Annotated in this window: 16 protein-coding genes; 3 read left to right on the forward strand and 13 right to left on the reverse strand. The window is 33.9% G+C overall.

Annotated features, from left to right (window positions below; all coding sequences use genetic code 11):
• Window positions 1-25 precede the first annotated feature (25 nt).
• From sufC to C5F50_RS03845, 7 genes are all read right to left on the reverse strand, one after another.
• The gene (gene sufC / locus C5F50_RS03815; RefSeq protein ID WP_179372362.1) at window positions 26-802 is read right to left on the reverse strand and encodes a Fe-S cluster assembly ATPase SufC; all 777 of its coding nucleotides are present in this window, start codon (window positions 800-802) and stop codon (window positions 26-28) included.
• A 96-nt stretch (window positions 803-898) separates the two neighbouring features.
• Entirely contained in the window at window positions 899-1,855 is a 957-nt protein-coding gene (locus tag C5F50_RS03820; protein ID WP_179372363.1) for a transcription initiation factor IIB, read from the reverse strand.
• Window positions 1,855-2,121 (reverse strand): H/ACA ribonucleoprotein complex subunit GAR1, encoded by a 267-nt coding sequence (locus tag C5F50_RS03825; RefSeq protein WP_179372364.1) that lies wholly within the window; start codon window positions 2,119-2,121, stop codon window positions 1,855-1,857. Before C5F50_RS03825 ends, C5F50_RS03820 begins: the two co-directional genes overlap by 1 nt.
• A 74-nt stretch (window positions 2,122-2,195) precedes the next feature.
• Entirely contained in the window at window positions 2,196-2,495 is a 300-nt protein-coding gene (locus C5F50_RS03830; RefSeq protein ID WP_179372365.1) for a signal recognition particle subunit SRP19/SEC65 family protein, read from the reverse strand.
• A gap of 1 nt (window position 2,496) precedes the next feature.
• Window positions 2,497-2,880, reverse strand: a complete 384-nt coding sequence (locus C5F50_RS03835) for a 30S ribosomal protein S8e (RefSeq protein WP_179372366.1) — start codon at window positions 2,878-2,880, stop codon at window positions 2,497-2,499.
• Window positions 2,881-2,944: 64 nt separating this feature from the next.
• Entirely contained in the window at window positions 2,945-3,520 is a 576-nt protein-coding gene (gene scpB, locus C5F50_RS03840; protein ID WP_179372367.1) for an SMC-Scp complex subunit ScpB, read from the reverse strand.
• A 53-nt stretch (window positions 3,521-3,573) separates the two neighbouring features.
• On the reverse strand, window positions 3,574-4,251 hold the full coding sequence (locus tag C5F50_RS03845; protein WP_179372368.1) for a chromosome segregation protein ScpA: 678 nt from the start codon (window positions 4,249-4,251) through the stop codon (window positions 3,574-3,576).
• A gap of 95 nt (window positions 4,252-4,346) precedes the next feature.
• On the opposite strand from C5F50_RS03845, the gene C5F50_RS03850 reads away from it, so the two are divergent.
• Window positions 4,347-5,423 carry an alcohol dehydrogenase gene (locus C5F50_RS03850; RefSeq protein ID WP_179372369.1) on the forward strand — a complete coding sequence of 359 codons (1,077 nt, stop codon included), beginning with the start codon at window positions 4,347-4,349 and terminating at the stop codon, window positions 5,421-5,423.
• A gap of 268 nt (window positions 5,424-5,691) precedes the next feature.
• Here the strand turns inward: C5F50_RS03850 and C5F50_RS03855 are convergent, their stop codons facing one another.
• Window positions 5,692-6,255 (reverse strand): YkgJ family cysteine cluster protein, encoded by a 564-nt coding sequence (locus tag C5F50_RS03855; protein ID WP_179372370.1) that lies wholly within the window; start codon window positions 6,253-6,255, stop codon window positions 5,692-5,694.
• 99 nt (window positions 6,256-6,354) lie between these two features.
• Here C5F50_RS03855 and C5F50_RS03860 point away from each other — a divergent pair, with 99 nt between their 5' ends.
• Both C5F50_RS03860 and C5F50_RS03865 read left to right on the forward strand, forming a co-directional pair.
• On the forward strand, window positions 6,355-6,666 hold the full coding sequence (locus C5F50_RS03860) for a translation initiation factor eIF-1A (RefSeq protein WP_179372371.1): 312 nt from the start codon (window positions 6,355-6,357) through the stop codon (window positions 6,664-6,666).
• A gap of 60 nt (window positions 6,667-6,726) precedes the next feature.
• The gene (locus C5F50_RS03865; RefSeq protein WP_048117026.1) at window positions 6,727-6,918 is read left to right on the forward strand and encodes a cold-shock protein; all 192 of its coding nucleotides are present in this window, start codon (window positions 6,727-6,729) and stop codon (window positions 6,916-6,918) included.
• Between the two features lie 450 nt (window positions 6,919-7,368).
• On the opposite strand, the gene C5F50_RS03870 is transcribed toward C5F50_RS03865, so the two are convergent.
• The 5 genes from C5F50_RS03870 to C5F50_RS03890 form a co-directional block, all read right to left on the reverse strand.
• The gene (locus C5F50_RS03870; protein WP_179372372.1) at window positions 7,369-8,622 is read right to left on the reverse strand and encodes a lanthionine synthetase LanC family protein; all 1,254 of its coding nucleotides are present in this window, start codon (window positions 8,620-8,622) and stop codon (window positions 7,369-7,371) included.
• On the reverse strand, window positions 8,623-9,579 hold the full coding sequence (locus C5F50_RS03875) for a T3SS effector HopA1 family protein (protein WP_179372373.1): 957 nt from the start codon (window positions 9,577-9,579) through the stop codon (window positions 8,623-8,625).
• 6 nt (window positions 9,580-9,585) lie between these two features.
• The gene (locus C5F50_RS03880; protein ID WP_179372374.1) at window positions 9,586-10,677 is read right to left on the reverse strand and encodes a phosphotransferase family protein; all 1,092 of its coding nucleotides are present in this window, start codon (window positions 10,675-10,677) and stop codon (window positions 9,586-9,588) included.
• A 79-nt stretch (window positions 10,678-10,756) separates the two neighbouring features.
• Window positions 10,757-11,818: a hypothetical protein gene (locus tag C5F50_RS03885; RefSeq protein WP_179372375.1), complete on the reverse strand. Its 1,062-nt coding sequence runs from the start codon at window positions 11,816-11,818 to the stop codon at window positions 10,757-10,759.
• 710 nt (window positions 11,819-12,528) lie between these two features.
• Window positions 12,529-13,635 carry a redoxin family protein gene (locus C5F50_RS03890; protein ID WP_179372376.1) on the reverse strand — a complete coding sequence of 369 codons (1,107 nt, stop codon included), beginning with the start codon at window positions 13,633-13,635 and terminating at the stop codon, window positions 12,529-12,531.

The following is a 13,635-nucleotide window of genomic DNA, read 5'->3' on the forward strand; positions in this document are numbered from 1 at the left end:
ATCTAGAAAATATTTTCCGTTAAATCTAACTGATCTGTGGTTGTTCTAAAACCCAATCATAACCCTCTGCTTCTAGTTTGTCTGCAAGGGATGCGTCACCTGTTTTTAACACTTGACCTCTAGCAAATACATGAACGAAATCTAGTTTATCTAAGAATTTCAAAATTCTAGCATAATGAGTAATTACAATCACTGTTGCATCTTTGCCGGATACTTTACTGATTGCTTGTGCAACTGCTTGGACTGCGTCAATATCTAATCCTGAATCTGGCTCATCTAAAATTGAAATCTTTGGTTTTAGTACTGCCATTTGCAAAACTTCAGCACGCTTTTTCTCTCCACCTGAGAATCCTTCATTGAGATATCTTGATAGAAATTCTTCTTTTAATCCGACTTTTTCTAAATTCTCTTTTAGGTATTTTTGAAATTCTCTAACTGTGATGAATACTTCTCTATCGTCACCTTCAAGTGCTTTACTAAGAGCATTGTAAGCTGTTCTTAGAAAGTGAGAGAATCCAACACCTGAAACTTCAGTTGGATACTGAAATCCTAAGAATAATCCTTTCTTTGCTCTTTCATCTGCTGTTAAATCTAAAATGCTCTCGCCATCTAACAAAATATCCCCCTTTGTAACTTCGTATTTTGGATGTGCAAGTAATGTGTAGGCCAGTGTACTTTTTCCAGAACCGTTTGGTCCCATTATGGCATGTACTTCTCCAGGTCCAGTTTTTAGATTCACGCCTTTGAGAATCTCTTTTCCTTCTCTTGATACATGTAGATCTTTAATTTCTAAAACTGCCATAATGCACATTCCTTTGTTTCTCTATATAATACCGACGAAATTTAGCTAATCCTAATGTGATTTTTTAATAATAAAATGAAAAGAGGGGGGGGGGGTTTAATATTTGGCCAGAGATGGTCTTAAAGTAATTTTGAGTTTGTAGCATGTTAGAATTTCTTTACATCTATTTCTGATAGTAACTTCTGTTACTCCTGCAATACTTGAAACGTCTCTTTGTAGAACGTTTTGTCCAAGTAGTACCGATGCCACATACAGATATGCTGCTGCAATTCCATTTGGAGCTTTTCCGTCTGCAATGCTACTATCTTTAGTTTTTTCTGCAATTTCCAAGGCTAGTCTTTCAACTCTGACCTCAGTTTGCGTCATATTTGCTATCTTTGAGATGTATTTGTCCATGGTTACAACTGGGGATGCTAAGTGTCCCATTTCCATTACCATGGTTCTGTAGTATCTTGCTGCAAGTTTTGTTTTAGATTTTACATCTTTTGGTGGACAAATTCCGCGACAAATTTCTTCTAGTGATCTTACTACGTCACATTGTTTGCATGCCATGTAAATTGTAGCAGCAGTTATGCTAACTACTGATTTTCCCTTCACATCAACATGTCCGTCCAAGTTTCTGTATATCATAGAAGCAGTTTCCAAAACATTTTTTGAAAGACTAAGACTATCGCATGTTTCTCCCATTTTTGTTAAAACATTTGCAAGTCGTCTCTCTTTTGGTGAGGAAACTCTTACTCTTTGTTGCCACTTTCTGAGATTGTGCATTTGATTTGCAACTTCACGATTGATTGTTTTTCCGCTAAAGTCTTTTGCACTGATTGAAATCTCAGTTGTTATTCCCAAATCATGTTGAGAATAAGTTGTTTGTCCTGTAGCTCGTGCTAATTTCATTTTGTCTTCGAAATTTGAGCTAATAGTTTCTGGACCATAATCTGATATCTGATCATCGACTACTACGCCGCAACCAGAACAGATGATTTCACCGTTCTGCATGTCATCTACTAATGTAGATTTACATTCAGGACAGTTTTGTTTTTCTAGTATGTTCATTATTTTCTTCTCCTAAATTTTTTTGGTTTATTGGCAGGAGATTGCTCTGTTGCGTAAACGCTTTTGCCAATGTATTTTTTGATACTATTTGTTAATGGCGTTGCTGACGCATATGGTCTACTTACTGGACCAATCATTTCATTTACTTTTGCAACTCTAGTTCCCTTCTCGTCACAGAGTATTTGTCCTTCAACTAATTCTTTAGATAGTTGAATGATTACCCTGCCACTACCGGCTAGGTGCATTATTTCGCCTACCTCCTGCAATTAAAAGTACTAATCATGATATTCTTATCATAGACTTCTGTCAACTTTACTTTAGCTAAGAGCTAGAATTGATTTTATCTTGATTGCTTGCTTCTTTTTGATACGAGTTTTTCTGAAATCTTGTTAAGAATTTTTGTCTTTGAAGATTCTTTTGGTAAAATAATATACCCTGACCTGACAAAGGGTCGTTTTGGAAATCTTACTTTGTCATCAGACTCTGTAATCTCAAATCCTGCAGCTGTTGTTGCATCCATTAATTCTTTTAGCGAAGGATCAAAAACACATCTTTCTAATCCAACGCGTCTACCTTTTGATTTTTTTAAATTTTTGTTAAAATAATCCAACCAGATTACGATGTGTTCGTAATCTTTCATTTTATTCCTTTAGTAAAATTGCGTTAACTATTCCGTTTTGCCCTGGTTTTGAAACAACTTTGCATTTACCTTCTTGTGTTTCAAGTATTGCACCTTTTGTAATAATGCCTCTTCTTTTGTAATCATTGTTTGTTGCATTATCTAATACTTTGAGAATTTTTGTTTTCTTTACTTTAGCATCCCCTGTTGCTAGATTAACAAAATCAATTGATTTCAATGCTGTTTTTTTATTATTTCCACGAACTCTTCTTGTAATAGTTATTTGAGCTCCAGTGTTTGGTTCATTTGGGTATCTGTCAGTTTCATATTTTCTTCTAATTCTTAGCGGATGCCTTCTTCCTCCAGTAATTTTACTTGTTGCTAAGTTCTCTACGGATTTTCTCACGAAAACTTGTCTGAATTACTCTAATTTATACAAAACGCAAAAAATTAGCCATGATTACTTTTTCTTAATTTGTCTCTGTAACTATTTGAATAGGATTTGTTCTGCTCATGCTTGCTGTTTTTCTGACTTTGGAAAATAGTCGCTGTTTTAGATCTTCTACGTCTCCTTGAATTCCAAAGTATTTTTGGAATTTTTCTGTAGTGCTGTAAATTTTCAATCTTCCAACATTTTGATGGCTGATGTAATCTAATTGTCGTAGTTCTTTAAGATGAGAATATACTCCAGAACCTCTTGTCTCTACAAGTTGCTTTGATGAGATTGGTTGCATGTATGCAATGTATGACAATGTCTTAAGTGTAGCATTTGGAAGAACTGGTTTTGATGCATATCTTTTGACAGTGGAACTGTATTCTGGTTTTAGTTGCATTACATATGATCCGTCTGGTAGTATGACTACTTCAAGTGCTTTGAAGACATTCTTGGTTTTTTTCATGATGCTCTCAAGTAATTCTAGTGTTTTGGTCCTTGATTCTGTGCCTGATGCTCTGATAATATCTTCCAATCTAAGTGGTCTGCCTGCTGAGTAAAGTGCCGCCTCTATTCTTGCAGTTGCCTCATTCATATTCTCAATTTTAGTCAATTATCTATATTTCCTCTAAAATCTAGTTAAAGAAATCTTTTCTCCATTTTTGATCAGTTTGTTAATTCTTCTTTTATCAAGATAATTTTGATGTCGTCTTCTATTTGTTCAAGATCTACTTTTTGGTCTCTTGCTAGAAATAGTATTGCAAAGAAGCATCTTATTGAATCGACTTGATCTAATTCCGAAATAATGTCTTGAAGTAATCCAAATCCCGTCAATGAAATTTTTTTCATCACTAAATCTTCATATTTTCCTATTATGCTTTCAAGTGAAATGAAATATTCTTGGAAATCTGGTGCTACAATTGGCTCAATGTCCACTTGTCTATTTCTTCTTGATTGGGGATTTGCTATAGTTCCAATAAGATTTTGAAGTAATCCTAGCAAATCATCTAATGAAACTGGGTAAGTAGATTCATGTCTATATGGAATATCTATTAATTCAATATCTACATCTGTTCTTTGATGCATTGGCTTTTTCTCCATTGCAGCTTTTTGTAATGCAAAAATACTTTCAACTTTCATTCTGTAAATTAATGATGATGATAATGCTGCCATTCCTGCTACTTTGAGATCTTTCTTACCTGTTTTTTCAAGAATTTTTATCAATAAATTTAAAATTTGGATTAGATCAATCTCCCACACATCTTTCTTGGCAACTGATGATGGGCTAAACAGGATGTTTACTGGTTCCTGAGAAATACTGTTTGGAGTTTGTGCTTCGCTCACATGGTAATTTTCTTACCTATTCAATAATATCTAAGGGCTCTATTTTTTTCTCACTTCCAGTCAACTCTTATATTGTTCAGAAAAAAAACCACTTTGTGAAATCTGCTAGGATCACAGGCCCAAATGAGCCTCTTGCAATATCTGAATCTGAGACACCAAAACCTCAAGGAAGTCAGGTTCTGCTTAAAGTAAAATCTGTGGGTGTGTGTCATAGTGATTTACACTTGTGGGAAGGCGGATATGATCTTGGGGATGGACAATTTATGAAAGTCACCGATAGAGGAGTGAAATATCCTGTAACTCCAGGGCATGAGATTGTTGGCACTGTTGAAGATCTAGGCGATGATGTCTCTGGCATATCCCAAGGTGATGAGGTTCTAGTTTTTCCGTGGATTGGCTGTGGAAAATGTCCTGCATGTAAAGTCGGAAATGAAAATCTTTGTGATACGCCAAGATCAATGGGTGTTTTTCAAGATGGTGGTTATTCTGATTATGTATTGATTCCAAATTACAAATATTTAGCTAAACTTGATGGTGTTAATTCTGACTCTGCAACTTCGCTTGCTTGTTCTGGTCTTACCGCATACAGTGCTGTCAAAAAAGCAAACGAGAATTTACCTGAATTTTTACTAATCATTGGTGCAGGAGGTTTAGGATTGATGGCAATTCAAATTGCAAAAGCAATAACCAAAGCCAAAATAATTTGTATTGACAATGATGACAAAAAATTTGACACTGCAAAAAAGATGGGTGCAGACTTTGTTGTAAATACAAGTGTGTCAGGATCTTTATCTAGTGGAACTGGAAGTCCGGTTGATAAAATAATTTCTATTTGTAATGGTAAAGGAGCTGACAGTGTTATTGACTTTGTAAATGCACCTCAAACTGTAAGAACTGCATTAGGTGTTGTACGAAAAAGAGGAAACATTGTTCTAGTGGGATTATTTGGAGGATCCCTTGAAATATCTCTTGTTACAATTCCACTAAAATCAATTGTTATTCAGGGTGCATATACTGGAAATTACGCTGACATGGTGGAACTTCTTGATCTTGCTAGAAAAGGAATCATTAATCCTATGATTTCAAAAAGATACACCCTTGATGAGGCAAATACAGCTTTGGAGGATCTAAAAGCAAGAAAAATAGTTGGCCGTGCTGTAATTAATCCATAGTTTGAAAAACTACAAAATCTTATAAAATAAAAAATTAGATATCGATATTACAAAATCTGAATATTCTTTATTACAATAATATATGATATGTTTACAGTCTTTATTATTTCTAAATTAAACGACAACCCATTTCTTCTTCATTTTTTAACCTCAATCATGATTGTTATCTGTTCATCTTTTTATCAATTCGGTTAGATCCTTTACAAATTCTAATGCCTTTTGAATTTTTGGTTGATTCTATATTGCACATCAAATTTCTAGGATTAGTTTAGTCTTCTAAAATCCAACCTGATTTTAAAATCCCTAGGTCATTGTCTTCTCCCACACCTGTGGCAAATCTCCAAATGATGGGGGCATCTGTATTCATCCTTTCTTTAATTTTTAAAAGTGACTCCATCTCTGAATTCAGATTCTGATCTGCATTACCATGTTCTTTACAAAACTTGCATTTTTCATCAAGTGTGATTGGTTCTGATTCTATCAGTGGATAGGCTCTGCATGCAAGTGGTCTCTCGTTATAAATTTTACAGGGAAATCCGCCATGTGGTGATTTGTTTCCACTAGCAGTATCTAGGAAAGGACAAGTATTCCCATTTTTTTCAATCCCCATCATTTGATATGCTAAAATTTTTGTTGGCAAGGAATCTTTTTCTGTTGAAACACCAATTCTAGGAAGAATTTTGATATTGGTTTGATGTACTTTTGAAATTTTTTCAATCCTTTCTTTTTCTTCAGGAAGTATGAGAACTCCAATTTTTCCAAATTCTTTACTTGGATAATACTCTCTCTCAATGCAACACTGTGAGCATTCATCAATACATTTGAATTCCACATATTTTTTTCATCATATTGGATAAAATCTCTTGCGCATGACCAAATTTTTCCAATCAAAAACCCTACCAATTATATGCTCAAATTGTTAATGTAGGTCATGGGTAAGCGCCAAGTAAAAAATGAAAGTGCATTAAAAGAAATTCGTCTTCCTGAAGAAGGTGAACTTTTTGGGCGTGTATTGAAGATGCTTGGTGGTGAAAATGTTATGGTCAAATGTGCTGATAATGTGACTCGAAGAGGAAGAATAAGAGGAAAACTAAAAAGAAGAGTTTGGATTCGAGATAACGATATTGTAATTATTGCTCCTTGGGATTTTAAAGAAGCAGAACGTGGTGACATTGTTTGGAGATTTACACTTCCTCAAGTTGAGTGGTTAAAAGATAACAATCACATTCCAAAAGATTTCTAGTTTTGTTACATTGTTTTGCTTTGCTTAGTTAATATAGCGAATAAATTACTTGAGTATCAAATGGAACAAGGCACCGTAAAGTGGTTTAACCGTACTAAGGGCTTTGGTTTTATCGAAAGAGAAGGTGGAGACGATCTGTTTGTTCATAAATCAGACGTTGACGGATTCATCAACGAAGGCGATAAAGTCGAGTTTGAAGTAGGCGAAGGTCAAAAAGGACCCGCAGCCCAAAAAGTCAAAAAATCAGCATAGGCAACAAGTTTTTTTAATTTAAGAGTTCAACATTGTTTTCTTAAATCAGTCTATCTTTTTATTATTTTTAATTTCATTTTTTTCCTTAGAAAAATTTGTGGTTCCAAGCAAGGTTTTCTCAACTAGTTTAATCTCTTGTGCTACCTAGGCACAAACTATTTGTAACATGTTTAAGCATATTTTCTCTTATCTTACTGGAATAATTTTATATTCGATATGTGAGGGGATTAAATTTTCAAATGCCGTGGACGAGTTTTGTGAAATTAGTTTGATACCGACCCAATACTATTCATGAAATGACAAATTTTCTAGTTTGAATCAACAAATCAAGTAAAAATTAGATACTATTTTCTAAAGTATTGTGTGGCTAGAATTATTTTTGAAGGTACTTTAGATCTTTGGTGAAACTATGGAGTAATTGTCTCTAAAGAATTCCAAACATATTCAATTTTACATTGCAAGAACGGATGGAATGCTCTTGTCATACAGTCGAAGATAAAAATATGCAATTCCTGCTTTTCCAGTCATTAGATCTAATAATTCCCCTCCACTGTTTCCGCATTCCCATGAGTTTGATTTTTGATATGTTTCAAATCCTTTATTCCCAATAAATTCTGCAAATTCTTCATATTCTTTATTTTTTAATATCTTACTAGCATACAAAAAAATATCTCCAATTCCTCCAAGTCCGTGACATAATGAATAATCTCGAAAGACATCTTGATTTTTTTGAATTTGATTTTTTATTTCTTCTAATGCCTTTTGTGCCTTATTTGCATATTTTTCCTCTTCAAGTAATTCAAAAATATGTAGTCTGGAAATACAAATTCCAGGAGATCCATGACACCATCCCATAGCACCTGTAAGATCTAACAAGTCTTCTTCGGTATTAGTATCTCTCCTAAAATCTGGCCAATTTTTTTGCTCGGGAATATAATGAGAATCTTCATATGCGAATGCTTTTTTTGCAGATTCGAGATATTTTTTATCACCTGTTAATGTATAGAGTTTAACTAAACTATGACCAATTCCTGCAGCGCCATGTGCAAATCCTGTCAAATTATGAAGTGCATTATCTGCTCCATTACATTTAGCATCCCATGATATGCCTATTTTTTCAACACTTGCTCTACTAATGATCTCTTCTCCTAATTGTTTTAGAATATTTAGAATTTTCTCATCTTGTAAATTCTTATACAATGACAATAAAGGTGGAATTACACCTGCATTTCCAGCAATCACGTCTAACATATGTTCTGAATTAATCAAAGTTTGAATTTTCTTGAGAATTTTATATCCTTGCAATGCGAGTTTACTGTCTTTTGATGTCAAACTTATTTCATTAGATACAAACCAAACTCCGGTTATACCTTCATAAAATCCAAAACTCAAATCTTTTTCCTTTGAAATTTTGTACAATGCATGACGAATTGCACCCTTTGCGGTATTGAGATAAACCGGTTTGTTTGTAATCTTAAAAAGTTGTAATAAAAAATATGCAATACCTGAAGTTCCTTCATAGAAACTATATCCTAATGAATCATATGAAATTATCACTGAATAGTTTTTTATATAATTTTCCCAATCATCATCTGGATTCTCCATTCTTCCTATCCAATTACATTTATCTTCGTACCAAATGGCATTTGTACAAAATTCATTGCCAATAGATTCTGCTATGTTTAGGAAATTTTCTCTAACCATTTATGTAAATCCACTTAATTGCTCGTAATTATTTATAGAGTCTTGATTAAGATAAGGACATGTCAATGAAAGACCTCGTTTTTTAAAAACCTTGTCTATCTCCATCCTGATCTCCCTTTTTATTGATATTTGTTTACGATAACATTCAATCATTGATTCTGCAATAATTCTGCTTGTTCTATATCCGAATCCCTCATCATCAATTACGTCTTCAGCCAATCCTATACCTGGTGCTAATCTTTTTGCAAACAATGACGTTGAAGGATTTAAAAATTCTTTAACTTCATTATAAATTTCACATAATGATTTTTGTATGTGGGGGATATTCTCTATATCCACATATAATACTGCCGCGTCAGAACGTGGATAACTATTTTTATTATTTAGAATTTTAAACCTAAAAGGTATTTCTTTTTCATTTAATCTGTATGTTATTTCATAAAGCAATAATGCAGCTGCATCTATCTGTATGTTCCAATATATTTTGACATGGGGTGACTGATAAGAAAAAGTAGCGTCACTTAATGCCATGTAGAATCCTGAATTCAAGAGTCTGTATTCTTTTTGTATGAATAACAATCCTTCACAACCGATTTCTTGTGTGTCGTTTAAATTCATAAACTCCTCAGGCGTTGCCCAAATCACAAGACCGTCTTTTTCCACCAATAATTGGCCATCATATGTTCCGGTGATGGTCCAACCTATATCCCATGTTCCAATACCTGTATTGTGTTGTGAAAATGTTTCTAGAAGTTCTTCATTGGATGTGTATTCTTCAGAATTATGTACAAGTAAATTTCTACAATGAAAAATATGATAAATCATATCTGTAAGATCAAAATATGATCCAGAGTCATCTGCATTGTTACTATATTCTATTCCATCATAAAGATATGTGGTGGGAGATGTTATGGTGATGGCATCTAAGATTTCATTAATGAGATTGGATTGTGTCATTTTTGCTTAATCCTCTAACATTTTTTTAATTTTTCTACCGTTATCTTTGACCAAATAATCGCAATACTGAACTATGTTTTTTGCATCAATAGTTATTTCATCTGATTGATAAGCAGATTCATATGCCATATGAATTAATTTGGCAATGCATAATTTGCTTAATTTTGAGAAAAAATTTGAAGACACTAGTGTTTCTTTGATATTTTTCTTGTATTCTTTACAAAATAATCTGGTTGTAATCCCCGTTTCCTCAATTAGCGAATCATATGTTAATGAATCTCTGTCCGATTCATATATCCTATGATGTAGATTCCGTTCAATGATGTTGCTTATTATGCATGCAACATCCCAAAGTGGATCTCCTTTTAAAACAAGTTCCCAATCAATTACCCTGAGAATATAATCATCTGTGTCCTGAGTATTTTTTAATAATACATTATCTAGTTTCATATCTCCATGAATTATGGTGGATTTGTTCCAAATATTGGGAATATCCTGAATGTATGGATAAATCTCTGTTTCTTGTTGCATTGCCCTCAACAATTGATAATTGCCTGGACTTATGACCGTCATAATTTCGGGTCTTGGTCTAACTATGAACAATGTAATTGGAAGTGTATCTGGTAAAAAAGAAAATAAGGAATCATCGATATAATCGCTAAACTCATTATGATACAGAGCAATAAGATCTGCTAATGCCAATAGAATCTGTTTCTTGTTATTCTTTACAGATTCATAATATGTGGCAAAAGATTCTGCATTGTGAATAAATTCTAATAATAAAATGGCGTTTTTTTTATCATATTTGATAAACTGAGGCATTATTTTATTAGTTAATAGATTAGTTTTATTTTGTATCACGTTGTAAAACTTTGCTTCACGATTTACAAATTCGTTATCATAACTATTTGATAATTGAGGTTGTTTGACAATATAGCTGTTTTCTGAACCTTGAATGACTTGAATATTTTTATTCATTCTGGACACATCTTTGATTGTAACCCTGTCTTCAACAACTGATTTTTTATGAATTAAATTATTTTTAAGCAAATAAGGTACAATGTTTTCTAATTCTATTATTAATCTTGCACTATCCATGATCACATTACTTCCATTTTGCTAATATGTGTGAATAAAAAAAAATAAGGGGTTAAAGGTGGCTACGTCCATAACTCCCTTATCTTGTGCGTCTTGTTTTTCGTACTTTTCGTTTTGGTTTTACTGGTTTTCTTGAACAAAGTGGACCCAATCTTGTTTTGATACAACCTGGACCTACAATTGTTCTCTTACAACCTGGACCTACGACTGTTTTGATACAACCTGGACCGATGATTGTCTTACAACCTGGACCTACAATTGTTCTCTTACAACCTGGACCTACAATTGTTCTCTTACAACCTGGACCTACGACTGTTTTGATACAACCTGGACCGATGATTGTCTTACAACCTGGACCTACAATTGTTCTCTTACAACCTGGTGGTAAAAGTGTCTTACAACCTGGACCTACGACTGTTTTGATACAACCTGGACCTACAATTGTTCTCTTACAACCTGGACCGATGATTGTCTTACAACCTGGACCTACAATTGTTCTCTTACAACCTGGACCGATGATTGTCTTACAACCTGGACCTACGACTGTTTTGATACAACCTGGACCGATGATTGTCTTACAACCTGGACCGATGATTGTCTTACAACCTGGACCTACGACTGTCTTACATCGTGGACCTACAACTGTTACTATGTTGCATCTTGGAGCAGGTATTGTTTTGATACAACCTGGACCGATGATTGTCTTACAACCTGGACCTACGACTGTCTTACATCGTGGACCTACAACTGTTACTATGTTGCATCTTGGAGCAGGTATTGTTTTGATACAACCTGGACCTACGACTGTTTTGATACAACCTGGACCTACGACTGTCTTACAACCTGGACCTACGACTGTCTTACATCGTGGACCAATCACTGTTTTACATTTTGGACCGATGATTGTCTTACATCGTGGACCAATCACTGTTTTACATTTTGGACCGATGATTGTCTTACAACCTGGGCCAATCAATGTCTTTCCACATCGTGGACCTACGATTGTCTTGGTACAACCTGGACCAATGATTGTTTTGATACATCGTGGACCTAGTACGGTTTTGATACATCGTGGACCTAGTACGGTTTTGATACATCGTGGACCTATTCTGGTTAAGATTTTCGTACTTTTCTTTGCCATTTAGATCTCTCTCAGATGTGATGTTTCTAAAATCATTACAAAATAATTTATAATAACGTACTTAAGTATTATTTTACGGTGATGTGATATATGTATTGAAATAATTATTCAACATTAAGGCAACCATCAAAAACATTCTTAAAAATTCCCAATCAAATTTGATCAATGACCTTATATGGACTATATTTTTTATAGTACAAATACCCCGAAAAATAACACAGTAGCTAGATTTAATAAAAAATTTGAATTTTTGTCATTGTATTTATATACAAAAATACTTTGTTAATATGATATGAAAGTTATTAAATGAGATCTGGATCTTCAGTTAGAGACGAATCTGGAAATCGATCCGTTATTCTGAAAACCAAATTATTGATGTCCTTTTTTAAAGCACCTAGCAATTCTTGTTTAGGGATCTTGATAGTGAAGCGTGTTCTTAGGCGCTTTTGTCTAGTTGCAATGCAATTGATTGATTGAGATATCATCAAGTTTTGTTAAATTAGTCAGATGTCCATCTACTTTGTTTATAAAGAATTCAATTGAATTTGTAAATTTGGACATTATTTTCTAAAATATTTGCAGATGTTAGAGTTCTAACCTAAAACATAAGATCCTTTGATGGTCTACGAGTATCAAACTAAAAGTTCAACACCCTTTAGGAGTTAGAGATTTGAAGTGATTTTGTAAATCCCGTTCAAGGAACTAATTTTTTACCCAAACGTGAATGTGAAAATCTCAAATCCGGGATTATTCACCAAAATCTCAAGTGTATGTTGTTCGGACTCGTTTGTTTTGATAATGTTGTATAGGCCAGGATGATGTGTGTGTACTCTGCCTTTTGTACCTACATCATCGCCTGCATTATCCGTCTGTATTATATTTCCATCAAAGAGTATCTGTAAATCTGCTTCTCCTGCAGTCACAATGTTTACCTCTTTACCACTGTATGGCAAAACAATTCTTCCTGAATCTGAAACTAGTCTCATGCTACCTTCAAGATTGGTCCATGTTCCATCCAAGTAAAAGTAATGCCTGTTAAGTGATTCTGGTACAGAATATGTAACATTATGATTTGGAGAAAACCCCTCAGAATTTCCCAACTGATTTCTTCCAGACGCAAAATTAAATCCAAAATATAATTCTGGACTTCTAATCCACGAATGTTCAAATTCGTTTATTTGAACTAATTCTCCTGCAACTGGCATGTCCATTCCCATAGAATCTGATCTTTCTTGAAGTAGCTTCTGGATAATTTTCTCTGTTTCTTGATATCTGCCTTCACCAATGTGATCATATCGAATAAACCCTTCATGATCTGCAATATACTTTCTTGGCCAGTATCTGTTCTCAAAAGCATCCCATGTTTCTTTGTCATTGTCTAGAACAATAGGGTAGTTGATCCCATATTTTGTAACTGCCATCTTTACATTATCAATATCTTTTTCAAACTCAAATTCAGGGGAATGGACTCCTATGATCAGTAATCCTTGGTCTGAATATTTTTCATCCCATGCTGTGATAAAAGGTAGAGTTCTGATGCAATTGATGCAGCTGTATGTCCAGATGTCGTATAGCACAACTTTGCCTTTGATTTTTTCTTTGAGTTCATCTGGTGTAGTGTTAATGTATCCTGCAATTCCTTTTAATTCGGGGGCTTTTTTGAATTGGCTCTTGTCTATTTTTGATGTTATAATTTCAGATTTTTCAATAACATCCGTATTTTGAGTATCAAAAAACGAAAGGGCTGAGCTTATTACAGCTATCGCTATAACTATTGATATTCCAAACACTATTGCATTTTTTTTATCTGAATTCAT

The organism is Nitrosopumilus ureiphilus, from assembly GCF_013407185.1.
GTDB lineage: Archaea > Thermoproteota > Nitrososphaeria > Nitrososphaerales > Nitrosopumilaceae > Nitrosopumilus > Nitrosopumilus ureiphilus.